The organism is Microbacterium sp. OVT16B (genome assembly GCF_019969705.1).
Lineage (GTDB): Bacteria > Actinomycetota > Actinomycetes > Actinomycetales > Microbacteriaceae > Microbacterium > Microbacterium natoriense.
In genome coordinates this window covers 1441568-1467777 of record NZ_JAHXZA010000001.1, presented here as the reverse complement: position 1 = coordinate 1467777, position 26210 = coordinate 1441568, and the positions used below count along the sequence as shown (strand labels likewise).

The window sequence follows — 26210 nt, the reverse complement described above, 5'->3', positions numbered from 1 at the left end:
TCAGGGGATTCGGTGGTTCAGAGCGATTCGATGACGGACGCCGGAAGGTCGATGACCCCGGTCTGCACGAGCTGGACGTCGCGGACCTCGCGACCCATCAACCGGTTCGCGAGTGCGGTGAACTCGACCGTCGAGTCTCCGGTGGCCTCGTAGACGTAGGTCGCCGTGGCGTCCGGCGGTGCGAGCAGGTCACCGCGCACGAGCTGGCGATAGACGTCTCCGGCGGTCTCGTCATCGCTCGACACGAGCGTCACGCCCTCCCCCATCACGTAACTGATCGCTCCGCGCAGGAAGGGGTAGTGGGTGCAGCCGAGGACGAGCGTGTCGACGCCGGCATCCCTCAGCGGAGCCAGGTACTCCTCCGCCACCGCGAGGACCTCGGGGGTGCCGGTGATGCCGGCCTCCACGAACTCGACGAACCGCGGGCACGCGGCCGTGAAGACCTCGAGCGTCTCGTTCACCTCGAGCATGTCCTGGTAGGCGCGGGAGCCGATCGTCCCGACCGTGCCGATCACGCCGACGCGTCCGTTGCGCGTGGTCGAGACGGCGCGGCGCACGGCCGGTCCGATCACCTCGACCACGGGGACGTCGTAGCGCTCTCTGGCGTCGCGGAGCATCGCGGCAGACGCGGTGTTGCACGCGATCACCAGCATCTTCACGCCCTGGTCGACCAGGGTGTCGAGGACCTCGAGCGAGTAGCGTCGCACGTCTGCGATCGGCTTGGGACCGTACGGCGAGTGCGCCGTGTCGCCGATGTACACGAACGATTCACGGGGCAGCTGGGCCCTGATGGCCCTCGCCACCGTGAGCCCGCCGACACCGGAGTCGAAGATTCCGATCGGGGCGTCATTCATGACTCCCCAGCCTACCCGCGCGCACACGACGCGCTCTCCGCCGCGCTCACTAAGCTGAAGCCCATGACGACGTCGACGGCGCTTCTGACCGACCGCTACGAACTGACCATGCTCGCCGCCGCGCTCCGTGACGGCACCGCGTCGCGCCCGAGCGTGTTCGAGCTGTTCTCGCGCCGCCTGTCCGGTGGACGCCGGTTCGGCGTGGTCGCCGGTACAGGGCGCCTGCTGACCCTCCTTCGGGACTTCCGCTTCGGCGACGACGAGCTGCGATTCCTGCGCGACAACGACGTGGTCGATGCCGACTCGCTGACCTACCTCGAGAACTACCGCTTCACCGGATCGATCCGCGGCTACCGCGAGGGCGAGCTGTACTTCCCCGGCTCCCCCATCCTCACGGTGGAGGGGACCTTCGCGGACGCCGTCGTGCTGGAGACTCTGGCCCTCAGCGTCCTCAACCACGACTCCGCCGTCGCGACCGCGGCATCGCGCATGAGCATCGCCGCGGGCGAGCGCCCGCTGGCGGAGATGGGATCGCGACGGGCCGCCGAGCACTCCGCCGTGGCCGCCGCCCGTGCCGCGTACATCGCCGGCTTCGGCGCCACGAGCAACCTCGAGGCCGGTCGCCGATGGGGCCTGCCCACCATGGGCACGGCCGCCCACTCCTGGACGCTTCTGCACGACAGCGAGGAGGACGCCTTCCGCGCGCAGATCGACAGCCTCGGCACCGGCACCACGCTGCTCGTCGACACCTACGACATCCGCACCGGCGTCGAGACCGCGATCCGCGTCGCCGGCACCGGACTCGGCGGAGTGCGCATCGACTCCGGCGACCTGCCGATCGTCGCGGCGGAGGTCAGGGCGCAGCTCGACGAGCTCGGAGCCACGGGCACCAGGATCACCGTCACCAGCGACCTCGACGAGTACGCGATCGCGGCACTCGCCGCCTCACCCGTCGATGCCTACGGCGTGGGAACCTCCGTCGTCACCGGCTCCGGCTACCCGACGGCGAGCATGGTCTACAAGCTCGTCGCCCGGCAGGACTCCGACGGCGCCTGGATCGGCGTCGCCAAGGCCTCGGCCGACAAGGCGTCACACGGAGGCAGGAAGGCGGCGTTCCGCACGCTGACCGACGGCGTGGCGTCGGAGGAGACCGTGGTCGTCTCCGACGGTTTCGAGAAGCTCGACACCCCGTCGGAGCATCCGCAGGGCCGCCCGCTGCAGGTGACATTCGTCGAAGCGGGAGACATCGACACCTCTTACGAGGGCGTCGAAGGCACGGCATCCGCTCGCGCGCACCATCTTCGAGTGCGCGAGGAACTGCCCGTTCGCGCCCTCGCGCTCAGCAAGTCCGACCCGGCGATCCCGACGGTGTTCGTCGACGCCGACTGACGTCGGTCAGCCGACCATCGACTCGTAGATCTCCTTGCAGGTGGGGCAGATCGGGAACTTCTCCGGGTCGCGACCCGGCGTCCACTTCTTGCCGCACAGCGCGCGCACCGGCTTGCCGGTGATCGCGGACTCGAGGATCTTGTCCTTCTTCACGTAATGCGAGAAACGCTCGTGGTCGCCCGGTTCGAGGTTCTCCTCTCGGAGGAGCTCTTCCAGTTCGCGATCAAGCGTTGCCACGCCGCCCTGATCGGGGCTGTCCAGCGGAGTACTCATCCCGCGAGTCTAGTCGCGCGAGGAGCTCAGCGGGCGGGTCTCACGCGGTCTCGACGAACTCCATGAGACGTTCGCCTCCGCGCTCGAACACGCGACCGCCGACGGCGACCCCGATCACCAGCGCACCGGCGCCTGTCGCGATCCCTGCCCACAGCGTGGCGGGGGCGAACTCCGAGCCCTCGACGATCGTGAGCACGAACAGCCAGATCGTCGGGATGCTCAGGACGATGGCGCCGAGGAACGCGGCCGCCGGACCGAACGCTCCGCGCGAGGTCGGCCGCTGCGGCTGCTGGAACGGGCTGTCGCCGGGGCGCGACACCGCGTAGGGCGCGACGACGGAGACGATGCTGGAGATGCCGAGCGCCGAGAAGAGCAGGCTCGCGGCGAGGCCCGTCAGGGGCAGGAGCAGCCGCCAGTCGGAGATCCAGAGCAGCGTCAGCGGCACCGCGATCGCGAGCACGGGCACGGCGACGAGCACGACGGGCACAAGGCGCCCCAGCCGATCCGGGATGCCGCGAACCCCGCTCGCGATGTGCGTCCACAGGGCGGTCGAGTCGTAGGCGACGTCGTTGTGCGGGAGCCAGCCGAAGAACAGGGCCATCACCGGCACGGGGACGAGCGCGGCGATCTCGAGCGGGACGCCCGCGACCAGCAGCGGGAACACCGTGAGGACGCCGGCGACGGGCACCACGATGAGGTTCATGATGTAGCGGCGATCGCGGAGCCAGTAGACCAGGCTGCGGGCCGCGATCGCGCCGAACGCGTTGGAGGGCAGGAGACCGAACCAGCCGAGTCCGGTGCGCTCCCGAGAGGTCACCGGCCGTTCGGTCGTGGTGAGCAGCCGTCTGACCAGCCAACTCCAGACGACCCAGAGCACCGCGGCCGTGAGCACGGCGATGATGCCGGCGACCCAGGATCCTGCCGTGTCGTCGACGGCCACGGCGAAGAGGAAGCCGGGGCTCGCTGCGAGCGGTGTGAGGCCGACGGTGTCGGTGATCGACGCCACGGCGCCCGGCACATGCCCGTCCCAGCGAAGGGAGGCGAGGAAGACGGCGACGGGGAACGCGATGACGACGAGGGCGAGGGCGAACAGCGCCGTGAGCTCGCGGGAGCGCCGCTCCGGGAGCACCAGCGCGTTCACGGCCATGCCGATGCGCGAGGCCAGCAGCGTGGTCAGCACCCCGAGCAGGGTCATCAGGACGGCGGCGGGCCAGGGGGCGCCGAGCTGCACCGCGACGACGCACACGCAGACGTTCACCGCGAGGAGAGCGACACTCGGCACGCTGACGAAGGCGGCCAGCACCAGTATCCACGGCATCTGCTTCTCATCGACGCCGAACACGGCGAACCGACGGGGATCGAGCTGGTCGACGGCTCCGACGAGGATCGGACCGACCAGGAAGCCCAGGAGGATCGCGGCGCTGCCGAGCACGATCACGGTGCGCGCGACGGCGACAGGCACGTCGTCGAGGCTCAGGACCGCGGCGCAGACGACCGCCGTGATCGCCACGACGACGACGAGCATGACGAGGGTGCGTCCCCGTCGTTCGCCGCGCAGCGCCCCGATCAGGAGCGCAGCCCTCAGTCGGAGAACGTGTGCAGCCACTCGAGCCCCTCCACTTCGCCGATACCGCCGGAGAGCTCGACGAACCGCGCTTCCAGCGTCTGTCCGGCGCGCACGTCCTCGATCGTCCCCTCGGCGAGCACGTCGCCGCCGACGATGATCGCGACCCGCGAGCAGACGCGCTCCACGAGGTCCATGCCGTGGCTGGAGAGGATGACGGTTCCGCCGTGCGACACGTAGGCCCGCAGGATGTCGAGGATGACAGCGGAAGAGACAGGGTCGACGGCCTCGAAGGGCTCGTCGAGGACGAGGACCCGCGGTGAGTGGATCATCGCGCCGGCGAGCATGATCTTCTTCGTCATGCCCGCTGAGTAGTCGGAGACGACACGGCCGAGCGCGTCGCCGAGATCGAACGCCCTGGCGAGATCTCCGACGCGCTTCTCGATGACGTCGGAGGCGAGCCCCCGGAGCAGCCCGTAGTAGAAGAGGAGCTGACGACCGGTGAGCCGGTCGAACGTGCGGAGCCGGTCGGGAAGCACGCCCATCACCCGCTTGGCGGCGAGGGGCTGGGCGGCCTGGTCGATGCCGCAGATCACCACGCTGCCGGCATCGGACCTGAGCAGCCCGGCGACGATCGACAGCGTGGTCGTCTTGCCCGCGCCGTTCGGTCCGACGATGCCGTAGAAGGATCCGGCCGGGACGGTGAGGTCGATGCCGTTGACCGCGGTGTGGTCGCCGAAGCTCTTCACGAGGCCGCGGATGCGGATCGCCTCGGTCCCGGAATCCGCGGGCATGTCGCGCGCAGGCTCGGAGGTCTCGGCAGGATCGGATGCCGCCGCACCTGGGGTGATCTCCTCGACGCTGTCCACCTCGGGGCTGTCCGTCTCGGGGCTGTCCACCTCCTCGATCACGACCTCGTCGGCCGGAACGTGCTCGGCCACAGGGAGGTCCTCCTGCGTCGGAGACTCCCCCGGCGCCGATGCGTGCTCGACAGGTTCGTGCTCTTCGACGACGATCTCCTCGATCAGGTCCGACGTCGACTCCACCGCGACGGGAGCCTCAGCGGCCTTCGCTTCCTCGGCAGCCTTCGCCTCCTCGGCAGCCTTCGCCTCCTCGGCGGCCTTCGCCTCGGCGCGCTTCGCAGCTGCGGTCTTGGCAGCTGCGGTCCTGGCGGAGTTGGTCTTCGCCGTGGCCGTGCGCGCGGAGGTCTTCGCCGCCGCCGTGCGTTCGGCTGCGGCCTTCGCCGCTGCGGTCTTCGCGGGCGTGGTCCGGGGAGCCGGGCTCTTCGCCGCGGCGGTTCCGGCCTTCGCGGCCGCGGCTCGAGCCGTCGACGAGGTGCCACGCGGAGCGGTCGCTCGCGCGGCCGAGTTCTTCGCGGCAGCGGTGCGCGCCGCGGCCGCGGTCGTCCTCTTCGGCGTGCGCGGCGTCTCCGCGTCCTCCGTGCGAGCCGGCTCGGCGATCGCCTCGACGGTGGTGGCGGCCTTCGAGGCCGCTGACTTCGCGGGAGCGCGCTTCACCGGAGGCTTCTTCGCCGGCGCCTTTCGCGCCGGTGTCTTCTTCGCAGGCGTGCTCGCGGCGTCGCCCACCTCTTCGGTGCGGTCGTCGGGGGAAGCAGTCACTGTTCGAGGGTATCAACGGGGTCCCGCCATATCCGGTCCGACGCAACATTTCGCCCTCCGAATCAGCCGTATATCCTGAGTCCTGACGGATGTCGCTCGAATCTGAGTGTTCCGTGTGTACTCGATCACGAAATGGCAACGGGGCCCCAAAGCCCCGGGCCTTCTCAGCCCGAATCGCTACCATGAACTCGGCACGAAGAAGTGTCTGGTCGGTGAACCGACCGTGAACACACTTTCCTTTAGGAGCACTCGTGACTCTTCAGACCGTCATCCTCGCCGCAGGCATGGGCTCGCGCCTCGGCCGTGCACTGCCGAAGCCGCTCACCGAACTGAGCGACGGCCGCACGATCATGCGCCAGCAGCACGACAACATCCGCGCGGCCTTCGGCTCCGACGCTCGCATCACCACGGTGGTGGGCTATCGCGCCGAGACCGTCATCGAGGCGTTCCCCCACGTCAACTATGTCCACAACGAGCGCTACGACGAGACCAACACGTCGAAGAGCCTGCTGCGCGCACTCGGAGCGACGGGCAAGTCCGGCGTGCTGTGGATGAACGGCGACGTCGTCTTCGACCCGATGATCCTCGGCCGCGCCGCCGCGTACATCGAGCGCGACCAGTCGTTCGTCACGGTCAACACCTCCAAGGTCAGCGACGAAGAGGTGAAGTACACGGTCACCGCCGAGGGCTTCATCAAGGAGCTGTCCAAGACCGTCAAGGGCGGTCTCGGCGAGGCCGTCGGCATCAACTACATCTCCTCCGCTCACAAGAAGGCCTTCATGCGCCAGCTGCAGCGTGTCGAGGACCAGGACTACTTCGAGCGCGGCCTCGAACTCGCGATCGCCGAAGACGGCATCCTGCTCGAGCCGATGGACGTCTCCGACCTGTACGCGGTCGAGGTCGACTTCGCAGAAGACCTCGAGCGGGCGAACCTCTTCGTCTGATCCGCTGCTGCTTCGTCCGAATGCCCGCCCCTCCGGGGGCGGGCATTCGGCGTTTTCGCGGGTGCGCTCCCTAGTATCTGAGTCATGGGGACGAAGGTGCAGAAGATCCATTCCCTCCCTGACGGCTCGCCGTGGGACAAGGGAGTACCGCCGACCGGTTCGGACGAGCATCCGTTCGCGATCCGCGGTCTCGATCGCGTGCTGTCGATCCAGCGGCCTCTCGTGCTCGCGCACATCCGGAGCATCCGTCTTCGGCACCCGCACGCGACGCCGGCGGAGATCATCCGCATCCTCGAGATGCGATACCTCGCCGCCGTGACGACCGGCGGCGCCGCCGTGGGGGCGACGGCGGTGATCCCCGGCATCGGAACAGGCGTCACGCTCGCGCTCTCCGGGGTCGAGACGCTGGGCTTCGTCGAGTCGACCGCACTCTTCGCTCAGTCCGTCGCGGAGGTGCACGGCATCGCCGTCTCGAATCCCGATCGTGCGCGAGCTCTGGTCATGACTCTGATGCTCGGCAAGGAGGGCGTCGCGCTGGTCGGCCAGCTCGCCGGACAGGCAGCCGGGCGCGGAGGCACCAGAACGGCCTATTGGGGCGAGCTCGTGACGAAATCGCTCCCCCGCGCCGCCGTCGGGCCCATGGTCGATCAGCTCAAGAGCATGTTCGTGAAGCAGTTCGCAGCGAAGGGCGGGGCGTCGTTCATCGGAAAGGCACTGCCGTTCGGTGTCGGTGCGGTCATCGGCGGCACCGGCAACCACATTCTCGGCAGGAGGGTGCTGACCACTTCGCACCGCGCTTTCGGCGCCGCTCCTGTCGGACTGCCGGTCGAGTTGGAACCGGTGGACGGCGCGGAGAAGCTCGAGCTGCGGATGCTGCACGGCGCGCAGTTCGTCGGCGGCGCTGTGGCGAGCGCGGCCGGCACGGCCGCACGCGGAGTGACCTGGGCCGGCCGCAAGGCGCTCTCCGTCGGTCGACGCCCGAAGTCGGACACGGCGGAGGTGGAGAGCCTCGGTTCACACGCCCTGCCCGATGACCTCGGAGCCGATTCATCGTCCACAGCGACCGATCGCTGATCCGTTCTCCACAGATCCTTCGGGCTCGAGTCCGACGCGGGGACAGAAGGTCGGCGGCCGCTCCTAGCGTGACCCGCATGCCGAGACCCGCTGTCCCTTCCTTCGTTCCGTTCCCCTCCGCGTACCGCGTTCCCTGGCACGTCTCGCGTGCGGATCCCGCCCACCCCCTCGTGATCAACCACGCGGCAGAACCCGCCGACTTCGTGCGAGTGTTCCGGGATGACGGCGGTCGGGATCGCACGCAACTGTGGGGGCAGGTCCTCCCCGCCGAGCAGATCGAGGTGTGCCTGTGCGCGGCTGACCTCGACGAGGTGATCGTGACCGTAGCCTGGTTCCGTCAGGCAGACGGGTTGGAGTACGTGTGGAGGTTCGTCGCATGACGACGATCGACCACGCATCCGATCCGTCGGCATCGGTCCGAGTTGACACGAAACCGTCGCGAGGGCCGTTCTCACCACACAGGCCGCATCTGGTGCATCGGCCGAAGGAAGGCAGCGAGATGCACGCACTCACGGAGACGCCGAGGTTGACGCGTCTCGCGATCATGATCGGCGTCGCGGCCGCAACCGTCGGGATCATCTACGGCTACGACTCGTCGAACATCGGCGGAGCGCTCATCTATCTCACCGAGGAGTTCAGACTCGACGCCGCAGGACAGGGCCTTCTGGCCACCACGGTGGTCGTGGGAGAGATCGCAGGCGCGCTCTTCGGCGGCGCACTGGCGAACCGCATCGGCCGGAAGCCGACGATGGTCCTCGTCGCATCGACCTTCACCCTCTTCTCGCTGCTGAGCGGCATCGCTCCGAGCCTGGAGTTCCTGATCGCGGCTCGCTTCCTCCTCGGACTCACGATCGGGGTCTCGGTCGTCGTCGTCCCGGTGTTCGTTGCGGAGTCCGCACCGACCCGCTCACGAGGCGCCTTCCTCGTGCTGTATCAGGTGGCGACGGTGTCGGGCATCGTCCTCGGCTACCTCATCGCCATGGCGCTCGCGCCGACCGGGAGCTGGCGATGGATGCTGGGGCTCGCCGCCGTTCCGGGAATCATCATCACCGTGCTGCTCCTGCGCCTCCCCGACACGGCGCGCTGGTACATCATGAAGGGGCGCACGGCCGAGGCGAGAAAGGCCCTCACCCAGATCGAGGGCGACGCCATCGACATCGATGCCGAGATCGAGACCATCACCGCGGGATTCGCGACCGCCCACACCTCCGGCTGGCTCGACCTGCTGCGACCGCCCTTCCTTCGCGCCACGCTCTTCGTGGTCGGACTCGGGTTCTTCGTTCAGGCGACCGGCATCAACGCGATCGTCTATTACAGCCCGAGCATCTTCAAGTCGATGGGCTACACCGACCACGTGACCCAGCTCGGGCTCAGTGCCCTCGTCCAGGTCGCCGGTCTCATCGCGGTCTTCATCGCTCTGCTCGTGATCGACCGCATGGGGCGCCGCCCCGTGCTCCTCATCGGCATCGGAACGATGATCGCGGCGAACGCCCTCCTCGTCGGCGTGTTCCTCGTCGGCGGCGGGGCGTTCGACGGAGCGCTCACCGTGCTGGGCTTCATCGGGCTGATCCTCTTCACCGCCGGTTTCACCTTCGGCTTCGGATCCCTCGTGTGGGTCTACGCCGGAGAGGCCATGCCCGCGCATCTGCGTGCTCTCGGAGCGACCGTCATGCTCACGGCCGACCTCGTCGCGAACGTCATCGTGGGGCTCGTCTTCCCCTCGCTCCTCCAGTCGGCGGGCGGCGCGGGCACCTTCGCGATCTTCGGTGTGATCGCTGTGCTCGCCTTCGGTTTCGTCACCTGGCTGGCACCGGAGACCAAGGGACGCCCGCTGGAGGACATCGGCCGGTTCTGGGAGAACGGCGGTTCCTGGACGGCGAAGAGATGAGCCGGATCCTTCGACGAGAGTCGCCAAAGGATCCGGCGCCCCGTTGTGGCGAGCATCCAACGGTCATGCCCGCCCCGACGCTAGGGTGGAAATCGTGACGGAAAAGCCCGAACTCTTGACCACCGCCGGCCGCATCGCAGACCTCCGCGCGCGCTACAACGAAGCCGTTGTCGACGCTGAGAAGGTCGCGCAGGAGAAGCAGCACGCGAAGGGCAAGATGACCGCCCGCGAGCGCATCGAGCTCCTCGTCGACCCCGGCAGCTTCGTCGAGTTCGACGAGTACGTGCGCCACCGCACGACCGCGTTCGGCATGGACCGCAACCGCCCGTACGGCGATTCCGTCGTCACCGGCGTCGGCACGATCCACGGACGCACCGTCGCGGTCTACTCGCAGGACTTCACGACCTTCGGCGGATCGCTCGGCGAGGTCTCCGGCGACAAGATCATCAAGATCATGGAGTTCGCCCTCACCGGAGGCATGCCCATCATCGGCATCCTCGACTCCGGCGGCGCGCGCATCCAGGAGGGCGTGCTCGCCCTCAGCAAGTACGGCGAGATCTTCCGTCTGAACACCCGCTCCTCCGGTGTCATCCCGCAGATCTCGATCATCATGGGGCCGGCAGCCGGCGGCGCGGTGTACGGACCCGCGCTCACCGACTTCGTCATCATGGTCGACAAGACCAGCCAGATGTTCGTGACCGGCCCCGACGTCATCAAGACCGTCACCGGCGAGGACGTGGGCATGGAGGAGCTCGGCGGTGCGCTGACGCACAACACCCGCTCCGGCGTCGCGCACTACCTCGCAGAGGACGAAGACGACGCGATCGACTACGCGCGCACGCTGCTCGGCTTCCTTCCCGACAACAACATGGCGGAGATCCCGGGGTACGAGAGCGGCTTCGAATGGGAGACCACCGATGCCGACCGCACGCTGAACACGATCATCCCCGACTCCGCGAACCAGCCCTACGACATCCACACCGTCATCGAGCACGTCGTCGACAACGGCGACTTCATCGAGGTCCAGCCGCTGTTCGCCCCGAACATCGTGATCGGCTTCGGCCGCGTGGAGGGCCGCTCCGTCGGCATCATCGCCAACCAGCCGTCGCAGATGGCCGGAACGCTGAACATCGAGGCCGGCGAGAAGGCCAGCCGGTTCGTCCGCTTCTGCGATGCGTTCTCGATCCCGATCGTGACGCTCGTCGACGTGCCCGGCTACCTGCCGGGCACCGATCAGGAGTGGACGGGCGTCATCCGACGCGGTGCGAAGCTCATCTACGCCTACGCCGAGGCGACGGTGCCGCTGGTCACCGTGATCCTGCGCAAGGCCTATGGCGGCGCGTACATCGTGATGGGCTCGAAGCAGCTCGGCGCCGATGTGAACCTCGCCTGGCCGACGGCCGAGATCGCGGTCATGGGCGGCCAGGGCGCCGTGAACATCCTGTACCGCGGCGAGATCAAGAAGGCCGAAGAGGCCGGCGAAGACGTTGCAGCCGTGCGCACGCGCCTCGCCAACGAGTACACGTACAGCGTCACGAGTCCGTTCCTCGCCGCGGAACGCGGAGAGATCGATGGCATCATCGAGCCCGCGAACACGCGCGTCTCGATCGCGAAGGCTCTGCGAGCGCTCCGGGGCAAGCGTGCGGAGCTGCCCCCGAAGAAGCACGGGAACATCCCGCTGTGATGGATCCGTCAGAATCCCTTCCGCCGACCGTCGAGATCACACACGGCACGGCGACCGAGGAAGAGCTCGCCGCCCTGATCGCGGTCGTCAGCGACGCCTACGCACGCGAAGAGGAAGCCGCGGTCGCGGCGGAGACCCGCGTCTCCGCCTGGGCGCGCACCCAGCGATCGCTGCGCACGCCGTTGCGCCGCGACATCCCGTGGGGGCGCTTCTCGGGGTGATCCCGCGATTCCGTGCGCGGTACACCGCGGCCGCGTGAGAGAGTCTGCGGATCCGCGGGCCCCCCAGCCCACGGATCGCGCAGACACACTTTCGCCGAATCGACAGCGGAATCAGATACCGCGGTCTCCCCAGATCGGCGCACACGCAATAATACATCGATTAGAGTTATTGATGTCAAGAGGGCGCGCCGAAATCCCCGCGCCGGAGGTCACTCCTCCAGGTAGAGGTCGGATGCCCGCGGGGTGAGCACCGAGTCGAGCACGACGCATGCCGCACCGACCGCGCCGACGTCATCGCCGACCACCGTGCCGTCCACGGGGAGCGTGTGCACGGCCTTCGTGGCGCTGAGCCTGTCCAGGAGCGTCGGGATCTCGGCCAGGTACACCTCGGCCAGGCGAGACCAGAACGGGCCTCCCAGCACGACCCTGTCGACGTCGAGGACATTGGTCAGGGCCGCGATCAGCACCGTCAGATGCTCGGCTGCACGACGCAGCACCTGCAGAGCGGGCTCGTCACCGGAGGCAGCCCGCTCGCACAGCAGCGTGAAGCGCGCCTCGACGGCCCCGACATCGCTGCCCTCCCGGTCGTCGACGAAGACTCCGGCGCGCTCGGCCTGCTCGACGATCGCCTGCGGGGTGCACACCACCTCGACGCACCCGCGCATCCCGCACAGGCAGGACGGTCCGTCGGGGTCGACGATGATGTGTCCGATCTCGCCGAAGTTCCGTGTCGAGCCGCGCGCGGGGTCCCCGTCGCGCACCAGGGCCGCTCCGATCCCCGTTCCGAGGTACACGAAGAGGAACGAGTCGTCGGCGGGCCCGTGGCCGGTCCACAGCTCCCCCACCGCGGCCGCCGTCGTGTCCTTCTCCAGGGTCACGTCGAATCCGGTCGCCTCCGCCAGGACGGCTCGCAGCGGGACCCGGTGCCATCCGTGCAGTTTCGGAGGATCGATGACGGTGCCCTTGGCGGCATCCAGCGGCCCAGGCGCCGCCACGCCGATGCCTGCGACATCATCGCGAGCCACACCGGCATCGGCGATCAGAATGTCCACGGCCTGCGCCATGACATCGACGATCCGTCGCGGATCCTTCGCGGGCGTCCGGACGACCCGGCGGCGCACGACCGATCCGGTGAGATCCAGGAGCACGAAGGTGATCACGGCCGGATCCAGGTGGATGCCGATCGAGAAGCGGCTGTCCGCGACCAGTCGCAGGGTGATCCGGGGCTTCCCTGGCCCGTTGATCGTGCGCCCCGCCTCGGTGATCAGACCATCCTCGAGCAGTCGCCGCGTGATGTTCGTCACCGTCTGCGCCGAGAGGCCCGTGGCGTCGGCGAGCTCGATCCTGCTGAGCCCCTCACCGGAACGACGAATCGCCTCCAGGATCACGGACTGATTGAAGTCACCCATGCGGGGGAGATTCGTACCTCGGCGTATGCCCATCGTCCTATCCTTCCGCATCCGCCGCCGATTCGTGTCCCCCAAAATACCTACAGACAACGTTTCCCCGAAGGGAGAGACTTAGGGGGACGCTTCGCGTTCGGCTGGTCTCTCTGTCCCAGGGTAGACAGACGATGATCGGCCACCAGCGGACAGTTTTCGGGTAACTGGGCCGCAACGGCGAGGGGCGGGCGGCTTCGCCGCCCCTCGCCCACTCTCTTCTCTCTCGGCTCTGACCCCCTCCCCCGATCAGAGCCGAGATGGGGGCGCCGTTATCGCGCCGCCGGGTCTCGCGGAATCTCGTGCCAGAGATCGACGGAGTCGTCGTCGCTCGACGAGCCGGCGCTGGCACGGCCCACGACCGTCACCGCGACTCTCTCGTCGCGTGCGGCGCGGACGATGACGCGATCGGCATGAGCATCCGCGAGCACCCTGGCGAGCTCATCGCGGATCTCGGCGCGACGCTCCTCCCCGATCTCGTCGAGACCGCCCTCGTCGAACACCGTCACCGCGACGCCCCGGCGCCGAGCGTCGGCGATCGCGTCGCGCACCGCGTCGTTCAGCAGATCCGCCCCGCGGAGCTCATCCCTGAGCCGCCCTTCGGCCAGCCTCGCCTCGAGGCGTTCCTCCTCCGTGAGGTCGCCGTGCGCGGCCACCGTGCGGCTGAGCACGGGACCGGCGACGGCCAGAGCGAACTGGGTGCGAAGCCGCCGTTCGCGCTGACGGACCTGCTGGGTCGCATGCCATGCGGAAACGGCCTGCTGGATGTCGGCCAGTCTCTCGGTGTCGCGGATCGCCCGATCCCAGAACAGCACGAGGAGCCGCGCCACCACGACCCACATGATCGACCCGACGAGCCCCAGGGAGAGCGAGACGAGCAGACCCAGATGGATCGACGAGACCACGACGAGCCCCAGCAGCGTGATCCATCCGATGAGGAAGCGTCGACGGACGATGCAGACGACACCGAGCAGCCCGATGCCGCCGATGTACCACGTCGCGAACGGGGCCGTGCGGTAGGCGGCGTCCAGCGAATGGGTGGCGAGGCTCGGGATCAGGAAGCTCGACACCGCCGCGGAGACACCCGCCCAGAGCGGCATCCGCACGGTCGTGGCCGAACCCCAGAGGATCGCGATGTTCACGACGACGAGGTACACCGCGATCGCGGCGACCATCAGCAGGGGCGCGCTGGGCTGTTCGATCCACCACACTCCCCTGGCAGCGAAGTACATCGCGAAGCCGACGGCGAGCAGTGTCGCCACACTGCGCACGGTGCGGTTCATGAGCGTTCCCAGCCGAGAGTGACGACCGTGCCGGCCTCGCCGGAGTCGATCGACGCGGTTCCGGCGACGCCGGCCATGCGCGCGAGGATCGACGCGCGGATGCCGAGCCTGTCGGCCCCGATCGCCTCGATGTCGAACCCAGGGCCGCTGTCGCTGATCGTGACCCGGATCCCCTCGTCCCCGCGCCCCTCGGCGATGATGTGCAGCCCCCTGCCGCCCGCGTGCGTGACGGAGTTGCCGAGCGCCTGCCTCGCGGCGAGGACGAGCGCCCGTGCGACGCGCCCTGGAAGGAGCCCGATGCCGCCGCGCTCCTCGACGATCGCATCGGCGCCGAGCTCGGAGAGGGCTCTGCGCAGCTCCGCGACGATCTGCGCGACGGCGACCGGTTCGTCACTGCCCTCCTGGGCGACGGCCGCCTCGGTGTTGGCGAGCCTCGTGAGCGCCTCCCGCGCCATGGCGACGGCGAGATCCTTGGCGCGCTCCCCCTCCGCACGCTCAGCGGCGATCAGTGCGGCCAGCACGCTGTCGTGCATGAGCGCGGACATCGCCACGCGCTCCTCCTCCGCCGCGGCTGCCGCGGCGGCTGCGGCATAGGCCGACACCGCCCGCCCCCGGACGTCGTCGACGCCGGAGGCCACCGAGCGGAACATCCAGCCGAGGGAGATGATCACGATGCCGAGGATCAGCGTGAACGACACGTCGAACGCGGTGGTCACCCAGAACTCCCGCGAGAACTCGCCCTGCACGAGGCGCACGTAGCCGTAGACGAACGGCATCCCCGCGGCCCAGGTGAACTGGAGCCAGAGCGGGAACGCGAGCATCGCCGCCACCACTCCGACGTTGACGAGGAAGAAGATCCACGGCTGCTCCGCGGCGACCTTGATCCGCTGATCGACGACCACGGGCCAGACGGCGAGCGCGAGCACGTAGGCGACCGCGAAGATGCCCGATGTCGTGCGGACCCCGCGTCCGATCAGACAGGCGATCAGCATCGCGATGAGCGGCACGAAGACCACCAGCAGCATCGCCACCTGCGGAGCGTCCGGAAGGGACAGCGATGCGACCGCGGCGATCAATGCCTGTACGCCCAATGCGGCGGAGCCGATCGCGGCCACGGTCGCGAGGATGCGCTCCATGCGCTTGCCCGTGAACCTCTCGAAGCCGGTCTCGGCCCCGCCGGGAGAAGGGATCTTGCTCCAGGCTTCGCGGATGCTGAGCGTGTCAGCCGGCACTCGGCGCACCGCCGGCGGCCACGATTCCGTCCTCCATCGCGCGCCGGAGCAGATCGACCTTCGTCGAAGCCGGGCGCCCGACGCTGACGTACTTCACGCGGATGCGCGAGATGTTCTCCTTCGCGGTGGAGTACGCGACCCCCAGCCGTTCGGCGACCGCCTTGAGCGGCAGACCGGTGGCGTACAGGCGCAGCACCTCGCGCTCTCTGGAGGAGAGCTGCGCGTCGGCGAAGTCCCTGTCCCCGTCGACCGCACTCGCCCACTCGACGTTGTTGAGCGCTTCGCCCTGCGCCACCGTGCGGATCGCGTCGAGGACGTCGTCGAGCGCGGAGGACTTGCTCACCACTCCCGCAGCTCCGGCGGAGAGCGCTTCCCGCACAGCCGCGGGCCGATCGGCGACGCTGTGGATGACCACGCTCGCGCCGTCGTTGACCACAGCCATGACGTTCTCGGTCACGGTCGTGCCGTCTCCGAGGGTGAGATCGAGCACGACGACATCCGCCGGCGCCTCTCCTGAGGCCGCACGCCAGTCGAGGTACGAGGCGACCGTGCTGCCGGAGAAGACCACCGTCTGCTCGCCGTCACGCGCGCACGCCGCCTCGAGTCCGAGGCGGACGGACTCGTGATCATCGATGAGTGCGACCCTGCTCATCCGTCCAGCCTACTGAGTTCGTCCAGATGCTTTACGGTCTCGTGTCACCGAGTGAGAAGAGCGACCACCTCGAAGTGGTGGGAATGGGGGAAGAGATCGAAGGCCCGCAGCGTGGAGACGGTCCATCCGTGACCCCGGAACGTGCCGAGATCCCGCGAGAGGGCGACCGGATCGCATGCGACGTAGGCGATGGCGTCGGGCGCCAGCGCGTGCAGCGCGTCGACGACCGCCCTGCCCGCACCAGCGCGCGGCGGGTCGAGCACGACGGCGCCCGCGTTCGCGTTGGAGGGGAGCGACGCCAGGTAGCGGTCGACACGGGCGGTGACGGCGGTGGCGTCGATGCTCGAGAGGTTCTCGCTGGCATGGGCGGTGGCCCTCTTGCTCGATTCGACGGTGACGACGTCGGTGGCGCCGAGATCGCCCAACGTCGCCCCGAACAGCCCGACGCCCCCGTAGAGGTCGTAGTGCGTGGATGCCTCGTCGACGTGTCCGTCGAGCACTCCGTAGACGGCAGCGTCGAGCACGGATGCGGCACGCGGATGCACCTGCCAGAAGCCGCCTGCGTCGACCTGGAAGCGACGGTCGCCGACCGTCTCGTAGACGACCTCCGGGTCGCGGCGGCGGCCGCGCTGCGGCATCCGCCCCGAGTCCTCGTGCCGGATGATCCGCACCCGCCCGTCGCCGGGCTCGACGAGATCGATGCGGCCGGGCTTGCCACCCTGGAGCGCGAGAGCGGCCTGGGCGACCGCCGGCCGCGCGAGGGGGTGGGATGACACGGGGATCACACGGTGACTGCGCGCGGCGTAGGGGCCGACGATGCCGTCGTCGTCGACGTGCAGGCTCACCCGCGTGCGCCATCCGGTGCCGTCGCCGGAGTCGACGGCCTCGATCTCGGGCGCCTCGATGCCACCGCCCGCGAACCGGTCGAGCGCCTCGGCGAGAACCTGCTTCTTCAGGGTCCGCTGGTGCGGCAGGGCGATGTGGCCGAGGTCCGCGCCGCCTGCACGGTCGTCGGGGTCGCGCGAGACGTCGGCCTCCGCCCACACGTGCGGTCGGCGATGCTCCGACGGCTCCAGAACCTCGACCGTCTCCGCGCGCCAGAAGCTGCGCGACTCATCGGTCGACGAGGGGTCGAGCCGCGCCCGCACCCGCTCGCCGGGGATCGCATCGGAGACGAACACGACGCGGCCCTCGTGGCGGGCGATGAAGGTGCCGCCGTGAGCGATCCCCGTGATGTCGAGATCGAGCAGCGGTCCTGCGGAAGAAGTCATTCTTCGAGGATACGGTGGTGGACATGCGCGTCTGCCTCGCTTCCACCTCCCCCGCCCGCCTCATGCTGCTGCGTCAGGCGGGTATCGAGCCGCTCACCCTGTCTCCCGACGTGGACGAGGACGCGGTCGCGGCAGCGGCAGCCGCCGAGCGCGGTGCGGAGCTGCCTCCGGCCGAGCTCGTGCTCCTCCTCGCCAGGGCGAAGGCCGCGGACGTCGCGCACCGGCTCACCGCTGAGGGCGGGTTCGACGGGCTCGTGATCGGCGGGGACTCGATGTTCGCGCTCGGGGGGCGCGTCTACGGCAAGCCCTACACGGCGGAGGAGGCGACCAGGCGCTGGCGGGAGATGCGCGGCGCCACCGGCATCCTGCACTCCGGTCACTCCGTGTACCGGGTCTCTCCCGGCGTGGCGCCGACGGAGGCGACGGCGGTCGCCGAGGCGTCCGTGACCTTCGCCGACGACATCAGCGATGCCGAGATCGCGGACTATGTGACGACGGGAGAGCCCCTCCACGTCGCCGGCGCGTTCACCGTCGACAGCCTGGGCGGTGCGTTCATCACCCGCGTCGACGGCGACCCGTCGACCGTGGTCGGCATGTCGCTGTCGACGGTGCGACGCCTCGCCGCCGAGCTGGGCGTGCCGTGGACCTCGCTGTGGTCGTAGCACCCCGACACGTTTCTCGTCTTTTCTTGTGGAGAGTCGTCAAATAGATCGGCGGGCTTCTCGCTAGGCTGGCAAGCATGCCTGATATCGCCAAGGTTCTCATCGCCAACCGCGGCGAGATCGCCGTACGCATCATCCGCGCCGCACGCGACTCCGGTATCGCCTCGGTCGCCGTCTACGCCGACCAGGATCGGGATGCTCTGCACACGCGGCTCGCCGACGAGGCCTATGCCCTCGGCGGAGCCACCAGCGCCGAGACGTACCTGCAGATCGAGAAGATCCTGTCGATCGCGCGCCGTGCCGGAGCGGATGCCGTGCACCCCGGCTACGGCTTCCTCGCCGAGAACGCCGAGTTCGCGCGCGCCGTCATCGGCGCTGGAATGACCTGGATCGGCCCCTCCCCCGAGGCCATCGAGGCGCTCGGCGACAAGGTCACCGCACGTCACGTCGCCGAGAAGGTGGGCGCACCGCTCGCCCCCGGCACGCCCGGTCCGGTGTCCGGCGCCGACGAGGTCATCGCGTTCGCGCAGGAGTTCGGTCTTCCCATCGCCATCAAGGCGGCCTACGGAGGCGGCGGACGCGGCCTCAAGGTCGCCCGTGAGCTCGACGAGGTCGCCGAGCTCTTCGAGTCCGCGACGCGCGAGGCGGTCACCGCCTTCGGCCGCGGCGAGTGCTTCGTCGAGAAGTACCTCGACAAGCCGCGTCACGTCGAGACCCAGTGCCTCGCGGATGCCGAGGGCAACGTCGTGGTCATCTCGACTCGCGACTGCTCGCTGCAGCGCCGCCACCAGAAGCTCGTCGAGGAGGCGCCGGCCCCGTTCCTCACCGAGGAGCAGAACCGCCAGCTGTACGCGTCGTCGAAGGCGATCCTCAAGGAGGTCGGCTATGTCGGCGCCGGCACCTGCGAGTTCCTCATCGGCGCCGACGGCACCGTGTCGTTCCTCGAGGTGAACACGCGCCTGCAGGTCGAGCACCCCGTGTCCGAGGAGGTCACCGGCATCGACCTGGTGCGCGAGCAGTTCCGCATCGCCGCCGGCGGCACCATCGACTACGACGACCCCGAGCCCCAGGGCCACTCGATCGAGTTCCGCATCAACGGCGAGGACCCCGGTCGCGGGTTCCTGCCCCAGCCGGGCCCGATCCACGTCTTCAAGACGTTCGGCGGCCCCGGCATCCGCCTCGACTCCGGCGTCACCGCCGGAGACTCGGTCTCCGGCGCCTTCGACTCGCTCCTCGCGAAGATCATCGTCACCGGCAAGGACCGCGCCGAGGCGCTCGAGCGCTCGCGCCGTGCTCTCGACGAGTTCGAGGTCGCTGGCCTTCCCACGGTCCTCCCGTTCCACCGCAAGGTCGTGAACGACCCGGCCTTCACCGCGGAGGACGGCGTCTTCGGCGTGTACACGCGCTGGATCGAGACCGAGTTCGTGAACGACATCCCCGCCTGGGACGGCGAGCTGGAGCCGCTGGCCGAGACCAGCGGGCGCCACACGGTCGTCGTCGAGGTCGGGGGCAAGCGCCTCGAAGTCAGCCTCCCCGACCGCGTCGCCGCCGCCGTGGGCACGGCAGGGCGCCCCGCGGCTGTTCCGCCGTCGCGCCGCAGCCACTCCACGACCGTCAACGCGGGCGCCTCCGGCGACGCGGTGAAGTCCCCGATGCAGGCCACAGTGGTCAAGATCGCGGTCGAGGAGGGGCAGCAGGTCGTCAAGGGCGATCTCGTCGTCGTCCTCGAGGCGATGAAGATGGAGCAGCCCCTGCAGGCCCACAAGGACGGCGTCGTCGGCAACATCAACGCGGATGCCGGCGCCACGGTCTCCGCAGGGCACCAGCTGCTCACGATCAGCTGAGCCACCGGTACGGAAAAGGCGCCCCGCTCCGGCGGGGCGCCTTTTCCGTACCGGTGTCGGTCCGCTCAGGTGATGTTCGCGTTGACCAGGTGCATCGCGCGGCTCGCGTCGGTGATGCTGCTGGACAGCGAGGGGTAGGCCGCGAAGACGCGCGAGACCTGGTCGACCGTCAGGCGACGCTCGACGGCGACAGCGATCGGGTAGATCAGCTCCGAGGCCTTCGGCGCGACGATCACGCCGCCGATGACGGTGCCGGATCCCTTGCGCGCGATCAGCTTGACGAAGCCGTCCTTGATGCCCATCATCTTCGCGCGGGGGTTCGCGGCGAGCGGCAGCTTGTAGACGAGGCCGTCCGCGACGCCGTCCTCCACGTCCTTCTCCGAGAACCCGACCGTCGCGATCTCCGGCGCCGTGAAGATGTTCGAGGTGATCTTGATCTGCTCGAGCGGGATGACGATGTCTCCGAGCGCGTGGAACACCGCCGTGCGACCCTGCATGGAGGCGACGGATGCCAGCGGGAAGAAGTTCGTGCAGTCGCCGACCGCGTAGATGTTGGGCACGGACGTGCGTGCCACCTTGTTGACCCGGACGTGACCGGACTCGGTGAGCTCGACCCCCGCGTCCTCCAGCCCGATGCCCGCGGTGTTGGGGATCGAGCCGACCGCCATCAGGCAGTGGCTGCCGTCGACCGTGCGACCGTCGGAGAGCGTGACCGTCACGCCGTCCTTCGTGACCTCGACGCGGTCGGCACGCGCCTTGGAGAGCACCTGCATCCCCCCGCGCTTGAAGACCTTCTCCAGGACGCGCGCCGCATCCTGGTCCTCACCGGGGAGCACCTGCTCGCGGCTGGAGACGAGCGTCACCTTCGCGCCGAGGTTCATGTATGCCGAGGCGAACTCCGCCCCGGTCACACCGGAGCCGACCACGATGAGGTGCTCGGGGAGCGCCTTCATGTCGTACAGCTGAGTCCACGTGAGGATCCGCTTGCCGTCGGGCTTCGCCGAGTCCAGCTCGCGGGGAGAGGCGCCGACCGCCACCACGATGGTGTCGGCCTCGACGCGGTCGAAGTCGGTTCCGCCCTGACCGGTGGAGACGACGATCGCGTTCGCCCCCTCGATGCGGCCGTGGCCGGAGAGGATGCGGACACCCGCCTCCAGCAGGGTGGAGCGCATGTCCTCGGACTGCTGGCCCGCGAGGGCGATGAGCCGTTTGTTGACGGCGGCGAGGTTGATCGCGATCTCGGGCTTGAGCGGCTTGCCGTGCTCGCCCTTCGCGTAGAACTGCACGCCGAGGTCGCTGGCCTCGGAGATCGCGACGGCGGCGTCGGCCGTCGCGATCAGGCTCTTCGAGGGGACCACGTCCGTGAGGACGGCGGATCCTCCGACGCCGACGCGCTCGACCAGTGTCACCTCGGCTCCGAGCTGGGCGGCGGCGAGAGCCGCCTCGTAGCCGCCGGGACCGCCGCCGAGAACGGCGACGCGCTGAGTGCGCTCGAAAGTGGTGGAAGACATGGAATCCATTCTTCCGCAATCCTGGCGGGGAGCCCTCCACCTTCCTAGAGTGGATCCATGCCCGAGATTCACAGCAACCCCCTCGACGACCCCACCGCGAACCCGTTCGAGGTGGCGGCGACCGCCGCCGCCGACATCGCGCGGCTGAGCGGCGTCGAGAAGCACGACATCGCCCTCACCCTCGGCTCCGGATGGGGCAAGGCCGCCGACATCATCGGCGAGACGGTCGCGACCATCCCGGCCACCGAGGTCACCGGCTTCTCCAAGCCCGCCCTCGAGGGCCACGTCGGCACCCTGCGCAGCATCCGCACTCCCGACGGCAAGAACGTCCTCGTCATCGGCGCCCGCACCCATTACTACGAGAAGCACGGCGTCCGCCGCGTCGTCCACTCCGTCCGCACCGCCGCGGCCACGGGGGCGAAGATCATGGTCCTCACCAACGGCGCCGGCGGCATCCGCGAGACCTGGAAGCCCGGCCAGCCCGTGCTCATCAGCGATCACATCAACCTCACCGCCGACTCCCCCCTCGAGGGTGCGACCTTCGTCGACCTCACCGACCTGTACTCGACGCGTCTGCGCGACATCGCCAGGACCATCGACCCCACCCTCGACGAGGGCGTCTACACGCAGTTCACCGGTCCGCACTACGAGACCCCCGCCGAGGTGCAGATGGCGAAGCACATGGGCGGCCACATCGTCGGCATGTCCACCGCCCTCGAGGCGATCGCCGCCCGCCAGGCCGGCATGGAGATCCTCGGGTTCTCCCTCATCACCAACCTGGCCGCCGGCATCCAGAAGACGCCGCTCAGCCACGCCGAGGTCATCGAAGCCGGTCAGCTCGCCGAGCCGGTGATCACCAAGCTGCTCGCCGACGTCATCGAGGCGCTATGAGCGAGGAGCTTCTCGCCACGGCCCGTGCCTGGCTGCGTCAGGACCCCGATGCGCAGACGCGCGACGAGCTCGCCGGCATCGTCACCCGCGCCGCGAGCGGCGACGAGGCGGCAGCCGCCGACCTGGCCGACCGCTTCGGCACCCGGCTCGCCTTCGGCACCGCAGGGCTCCGCGGCGAGCTCGGAGCGGGCAGCAACCGGATGAACCGGGTGCTCGTCGCCCAGGCCGCCGCGGGATTCGCCGCGTACCTGCGCGAGAAGTCCGATGGCCGCACGCCGACCGTCGTGATCGGCTACGACGGCCGCCGCAACTCCCGGGTGTTCGCGACGGATTCCGCCGAGATCTTCGCCGGGGCCGGCCTGCGCGCGATCCTGCTCCCCCGTCTGCTGCCGACGCCCGTGCTCGCCTTCGCGGTGCGCCACCTCGGCGCCGACGCCGGGGTCATGGTCACGGCGAGCCACAACCCGCCGAACGACAACGGCTACAAGGTCTACCTGGGCGGCGAGAATCAGGGATCGCAGATCGTCGCCCCCGCCGACGCGGAGATCGCCGCGCACATCCAGCGGATCGCGGATGCCGGCGATGTGAAGGCCCTTCCGCGGTCGTCGGCGTACGAGACGGCCGGCGAGGACGTCGTGACGGCGTACGTCGAGGCCACCGCGGCTGTCGCTCCGGCGCCCTCGACGGCGACCGGCCTGCGCTGGGTCTACACCGCGATGCACGGCGTCGGATGGGAGACGCTCTCGCGCATCCTCCGCGTCGCCGGCTACCCGCAGCCCATGGTGGTCGGCGAGCAGCTCGACCCCGACGCGACCTTCCGCACGGTGTCCTTCCCGAACCCGGAGGAGCCGGGCGCGATGGATCTGGCGTTCGCGCGTGCACGTCGCGTGCAGGCGGACTTCATCCTGGCGAACGATCCGGATGCCGATCGCCTCGCCGTCGCGATCCCCGATGAGACCGCCGAGGGCGGCTGGCGTCGCCTCACCGGCAACGAGGTGGGGCTGCTGCTCGGCGCCCGTGCGGCACGCGCGGCGGCCGGAACGCCCGGCGCGTCCCTCGCGTGCTCGCTGGTGTCCTCCCCCGGCCTCGGCGCCATCGCGGCGCATCACGGACTGGACTTCCACGAGACGCTCACGGGGTTCAAGTGGATCTCCCGCGCACCGGGGATCGCCTTCGGATTCGAGGAGGCGCTGGGCTACCTCGTGAACCCGGAGACCGTCCGCGACAAGGACGGCATCTCCGCGGCGATCGCGATCCTCGGCCTGGCTGCGGAGGCGCGCGATCGGGGTGCGACCATCGCGACGCTCCTCACCGAGCTGGGCGAGACCTACGGGCACTTCGCCAGCGGCCAGGTGTCGGTGCGAGTCGACGACCTCTCCGTCATCGGCAACGTCATGCTCTCGCTGAGGACGCTGCCGCCGACCCAGATCGGCTCGCACGCGATCGCCTCCGCCGAGGACCTGCTCCGTGCCGCACCGGGGGCGCCCTCCGGAGACGTGCTGCGCTACCGGCTCGCCGACGGGTCACGCGTCATCGTGCGCCCGAGCGGCACCGAGCCGAAGCTCAAGGTGTACATCGACGCGAAGGGCGACACCGCCGACGCGGCGGCGCAGGCTGTCGCCGACCTCGAAGCGGGAGTCCGCGCGCTGCTCGGAGACCGCTCCTGAGCTGCCGGCGGTGGTGACGATGCAGACCAGACGGATCACGATCAGCGCCCACAACGGCATCCACGCGCGCCCTGTGGCCGAGCTGGCGCGGCTGGCGATGTCGTCCGCGCACCCTGTGATCGTCCGCACGGCTGCGGGCGCGGAGGCCGACCTGAGCAGCGTGCTCGCGGTGATGGATCTCGCCCTCGGCGAGGGCGACGTCGTCGAGCTGGAGACGGCGGATGCCCCGGCATCCGGCGCCCTCCTCGACTCGATGGCGGCCGTGCTCGACCCTCGAGATCGGTGATCGTCAGCCGTCGATGACGGAGACGAGCTCGTCGAGGAACGACTCGAACGTCGTGCCCCTGCGGACGATCCTCTGCACGCTCTCGCGTTCGCTGAAGACCTCGACGAGCTGCTCGAACACGGTCTGGAATGCAGCGCGGTCGCTCTCGCTGAACGCGGCGAGGGCGACCACCTGCACACGGCCGTCGCCCCACGCCACCGATCCGTCGGCGACACCGATCGCGATCGCGGTGCGGGTCGCGGTCATCTGCAGCGCGTGCGGGACGGCGAGCGCGTCGGTGAACGCCGTGGACGACATGCGCTCGCGCACGATCGTGTTCTCGACGTAGTCCTCGCCGATCAGTCCGCTGCGCACGAGCCGATCGCCGAGGCGGCGGATGATCTGCTCCTCGCCCTCGTCGGGGAGTGGGTGCACGAACGCCTCGGCGTCGAAGTAGCGCGACAGCTCCTCGCGGAGCCTGTTGAGACGCCTCGCTCTCCTCAGCCGCGCCGCCGCCTGCTGCACGCGTTCGGCGTCGGTGTCGGAGAAGAACGGGTGGATGCGGACGAACCGCTCCCCCGCGATCCCCGGCTCGATCGTGCTGAGGACCAGGTCGGTCCCGAAGGACGCCCAGTCGGGGTCGACGCTGGTCACGACGCTGGTCACCTCGATCGAGGACCCCAGCGATCGGTCGACGCTGGAGCGGAGCAGCTCGTGCAGCTCGTAATAGCCGGGGCAGACGATGGTCGCGGTGAGGATCGACGCCGCCGCACGGCTTCGTTCCAGTCGCCCGCCGACGTGCATGGCGATGTAGGCGATCTCGTCGTCGTGGATGGGCGATCCCACCCGGTCGTGCAGCCCGCTCGCGATCGAGACCGCGACCTCGAAGATCATCGGATACGTCGACTTGAGCGATCGCGTGAGCGGGTTCCGCGACAGCGCCTGCGTCTCGGCGCGGCGGAGCAGATTCTGGATGTGCAGCGCGAGCCGGAGCACGAAGGTGTCATCGACGAGGTCGAGCTGGTACTCGGATGCCGCCCGCTGCAGCTCCTCGCGCACGGCCCGCTCGACGCGCGGCTCGACGCCGCTGCGTGCGACGTCTCTGGTGGCCGTGTCGCCGGGGGCGACGACGCGCGTGAGCACGAGCGAGGCCAGGTGGGCGCTGTCGCCGTCGCCGAGCGGCACGCCGAAGTGCTCCTCGGCGAGGCGGGCGAGGACTCTCCCGACCTGGGGGATCTCGTCGCGGACCCCTTCCGCCTCCGCGGCGAGCGCATGCCCCGCCGCGACGCGGTCGGCCGCGATGGCGATGTGCAGCAGCACGTCGGATATCGCGAGCTCGTTGACGAAGTAGCCCAGCGCTCCCAGTTCGTCGACCAGCGCGGACTTGAACGGCCCGACGGCGCTCGCGTCGACCGCGTTGCCGACGAGCGCGGTGCGGAAGACCTCGGGGTGGAAGGACGCGGCATCCGACTCGTCGTGGGCGAGCCTGCTGATCAGGCGGCGCCTGGCCTCCTCCGAGCCGCGGAGCCTCACCTGCTCGCGGTCCCGCTCCAACGAGAGCCCTGAACCGTCGAGAAGGCCGCGCACCCTGGTGAGATCGGCCTCGAGCGTCGCCTCGCTGACGTGCAGCCGGTCTGCGGCCTGGAAGACGTCGATTCCACCCGCGTCGTCCAGGAGCATGCGCACCACGGCGTGCAGGCGATGCCGCGGGGTGCTCTCGGCGCCCGTGCGGGTGCGGAGAGCATCGCGTGCGGATGCCCCCGCCCGGTATCCGGCGGGACCCGACTCGACGGCGTCCGCGCCGGTGACTCTCGCGTTGAGAGCCGCCACGTAGGAGCGGATGCTGCGCGGCGTCACGCCGACCTGATCGGCGAGACTCGCCGCCGTGACCCAGGTGTCATGACGGAGCAGGGTGGTGAGGAGCTGGTCCTGACGCTGGCGCGACATGTTCCTCCGATCCTCACTCGCGGGTGACGGCCCTGT

At 69.5% G+C, this 26210-nt stretch carries 23 protein-coding genes; 12 read left to right on the top strand and 11 right to left on the bottom strand.

Translation table 11 applies throughout. The annotated features are described in order from the left end of the window. Nucleotides 1–17 precede the first annotated feature (17 nt). Nucleotides 18–854 carry a glutamate racemase gene (murI, locus tag LC438_RS06870; RefSeq protein ID WP_105675289.1) on the bottom strand — a complete coding sequence of 279 codons (837 nt, stop codon included), beginning with the start codon at nucleotides 852–854 and terminating at the stop codon, nucleotides 18–20. 63 nt (nucleotides 855–917) lie between these two features. Between murI and LC438_RS06865 the strand changes: the two genes are divergently transcribed. Continuing rightward, entirely contained in the window at nucleotides 918–2243 is a 1326-nt protein-coding gene (locus LC438_RS06865) for a nicotinate phosphoribosyltransferase (protein WP_223586172.1), read from the top strand. A gap of 6 nt (nucleotides 2244–2249) precedes the next feature. Here the strand turns inward: LC438_RS06865 and LC438_RS06860 are convergent, their stop codons facing one another. The 3 genes from LC438_RS06860 to LC438_RS18760 are packed head-to-tail and all read right to left on the bottom strand — an operon-like array spanning nucleotide 2250 to nucleotide 5699. After that, nucleotides 2250–2516 (bottom strand): DUF3039 domain-containing protein, encoded by a 267-nt coding sequence (locus LC438_RS06860; protein ID WP_028503536.1) that lies wholly within the window; start codon nucleotides 2514–2516, stop codon nucleotides 2250–2252. A gap of 40 nt (nucleotides 2517–2556) precedes the next feature. Then, the gene (locus tag LC438_RS06855) at nucleotides 2557–4122 is read right to left on the bottom strand and encodes a hypothetical protein (protein ID WP_105675293.1); all 1566 of its coding nucleotides are present in this window, start codon (nucleotides 4120–4122) and stop codon (nucleotides 2557–2559) included. Continuing rightward, nucleotides 4098–5699, bottom strand: a complete 1602-nt coding sequence (locus LC438_RS18760) for an ABC transporter ATP-binding protein (RefSeq protein ID WP_308116176.1) — start codon at nucleotides 5697–5699, stop codon at nucleotides 4098–4100. Before LC438_RS18760 ends, LC438_RS06855 begins: the two co-directional genes overlap by 25 nt. A 251-nt stretch (nucleotides 5700–5950) precedes the next feature. Here LC438_RS18760 and LC438_RS06845 point away from each other — a divergent pair, with 251 nt between their 5' ends. From LC438_RS06845 to LC438_RS06820, 6 genes are all read left to right on the top strand, one after another. Continuing rightward, entirely contained in the window at nucleotides 5951–6643 is a 693-nt protein-coding gene (locus LC438_RS06845) for an NTP transferase domain-containing protein (protein WP_105675295.1), read from the top strand. A gap of 84 nt (nucleotides 6644–6727) precedes the next feature. Then, nucleotides 6728–7717: a hypothetical protein gene (locus LC438_RS06840; RefSeq protein WP_223586171.1), complete on the top strand. Its 990-nt coding sequence runs from the start codon at nucleotides 6728–6730 to the stop codon at nucleotides 7715–7717. 77 nt (nucleotides 7718–7794) lie between these two features. Then, complete coding sequence (locus LC438_RS06835) at nucleotides 7795–8097, top strand: hypothetical protein (protein WP_105675297.1); 303 nt, start codon at nucleotides 7795–7797, stop codon at nucleotides 8095–8097. 119 nt (nucleotides 8098–8216) lie between these two features. Then, nucleotides 8217–9605 (top strand): sugar porter family MFS transporter, encoded by a 1389-nt coding sequence (locus LC438_RS06830; RefSeq protein WP_223586170.1) that lies wholly within the window; start codon nucleotides 8217–8219, stop codon nucleotides 9603–9605. 94 nt (nucleotides 9606–9699) lie between these two features. Beyond that, entirely contained in the window at nucleotides 9700–11289 is a 1590-nt protein-coding gene (locus LC438_RS06825) for an acyl-CoA carboxylase subunit beta (RefSeq protein WP_181155916.1), read from the top strand. After that, complete coding sequence (locus LC438_RS06820) at nucleotides 11289–11510, top strand: acyl-CoA carboxylase subunit epsilon (protein ID WP_105675303.1); 222 nt, start codon at nucleotides 11289–11291, stop codon at nucleotides 11508–11510. The genes LC438_RS06825 and LC438_RS06820 overlap by 1 nt, the downstream gene beginning before the upstream one ends. 209 nt (nucleotides 11511–11719) lie before the next feature. On the opposite strand, the gene LC438_RS06815 is transcribed toward LC438_RS06820, so the two are convergent. The 5 genes from LC438_RS06815 to LC438_RS06795 all read right to left on the bottom strand — a co-directional run bounded on the left by LC438_RS06815 (nucleotide 11720) and on the right by LC438_RS06795 (nucleotide 17387). Beyond that, entirely contained in the window at nucleotides 11720–12919 is a 1200-nt protein-coding gene (locus tag LC438_RS06815) for an ROK family transcriptional regulator (protein ID WP_223586169.1), read from the bottom strand. Between the two features lie 302 nt (nucleotides 12920–13221). Next, nucleotides 13222–14232 (bottom strand): hypothetical protein, encoded by a 1011-nt coding sequence (locus tag LC438_RS06810; protein WP_223586168.1) that lies wholly within the window; start codon nucleotides 14230–14232, stop codon nucleotides 13222–13224. After that, the gene (locus LC438_RS06805; protein WP_105675309.1) at nucleotides 14229–15464 is read right to left on the bottom strand and encodes a sensor histidine kinase; all 1236 of its coding nucleotides are present in this window, start codon (nucleotides 15462–15464) and stop codon (nucleotides 14229–14231) included. Before LC438_RS06805 ends, LC438_RS06810 begins: the two co-directional genes overlap by 4 nt. Continuing rightward, nucleotides 15454–16116, bottom strand: coding sequence for a response regulator transcription factor (locus LC438_RS06800; protein ID WP_105675312.1), 663 nt, complete (start codon nucleotides 16114–16116; stop codon nucleotides 15454–15456). Before LC438_RS06800 ends, LC438_RS06805 begins: the two co-directional genes overlap by 11 nt. Before the next feature lie 44 nt (nucleotides 16117–16160). Next, nucleotides 16161–17387 (bottom strand): class I SAM-dependent RNA methyltransferase, encoded by a 1227-nt coding sequence (locus LC438_RS06795; RefSeq protein WP_105675314.1) that lies wholly within the window; start codon nucleotides 17385–17387, stop codon nucleotides 16161–16163. 23 nt (nucleotides 17388–17410) lie between these two features. Here LC438_RS06795 and LC438_RS06790 point away from each other — a divergent pair, with 23 nt between their 5' ends. Together LC438_RS06790 and LC438_RS06785 are read left to right on the top strand one after the other, a co-directional pair. Next, complete coding sequence (locus LC438_RS06790; RefSeq protein WP_105675397.1) at nucleotides 17411–18049, top strand: nucleoside triphosphate pyrophosphatase; 639 nt, start codon at nucleotides 17411–17413, stop codon at nucleotides 18047–18049. Between the two features lie 77 nt (nucleotides 18050–18126). Beyond that, the gene (locus LC438_RS06785; protein ID WP_105675316.1) at nucleotides 18127–19893 is read left to right on the top strand and encodes a biotin carboxylase N-terminal domain-containing protein; all 1767 of its coding nucleotides are present in this window, start codon (nucleotides 18127–18129) and stop codon (nucleotides 19891–19893) included. Between the two features lie 65 nt (nucleotides 19894–19958). On the opposite strand, the gene LC438_RS06780 is transcribed toward LC438_RS06785, so the two are convergent. Continuing rightward, complete coding sequence (locus LC438_RS06780; RefSeq protein WP_181155917.1) at nucleotides 19959–21413, bottom strand: NAD(P)H-quinone dehydrogenase; 1455 nt, start codon at nucleotides 21411–21413, stop codon at nucleotides 19959–19961. A gap of 48 nt (nucleotides 21414–21461) precedes the next feature. Between LC438_RS06780 and LC438_RS06775 the strand changes: the two genes are divergently transcribed. The 3 genes from LC438_RS06775 to LC438_RS06765 are packed head-to-tail and all read left to right on the top strand — an operon-like array spanning nucleotide 21462 to nucleotide 24248. Next, complete coding sequence (locus LC438_RS06775; protein ID WP_105675320.1) at nucleotides 21462–22295, top strand: purine-nucleoside phosphorylase; 834 nt, start codon at nucleotides 21462–21464, stop codon at nucleotides 22293–22295. Further along, nucleotides 22292–23962 carry a phospho-sugar mutase gene (locus LC438_RS06770; protein ID WP_223586167.1) on the top strand — a complete coding sequence of 557 codons (1671 nt, stop codon included), beginning with the start codon at nucleotides 22292–22294 and terminating at the stop codon, nucleotides 23960–23962. Before LC438_RS06775 ends, LC438_RS06770 begins: the two co-directional genes overlap by 4 nt. A gap of 19 nt (nucleotides 23963–23981) precedes the next feature. After that, nucleotides 23982–24248, top strand: coding sequence for an HPr family phosphocarrier protein (locus tag LC438_RS06765; RefSeq protein ID WP_223586166.1), 267 nt, complete (start codon nucleotides 23982–23984; stop codon nucleotides 24246–24248). A 3-nt stretch (nucleotides 24249–24251) separates the two neighbouring features. Here LC438_RS06765 and LC438_RS06760 read toward each other — a convergent pair whose 3' ends face one another. Then, a complete protein-coding gene (locus LC438_RS06760; protein WP_223586165.1) occupies nucleotides 24252–26174 on the bottom strand; it encodes a transcription antiterminator in 1923 nt (640 codons plus the stop codon). Nucleotides 26175–26210 lie beyond the last annotated feature (36 nt).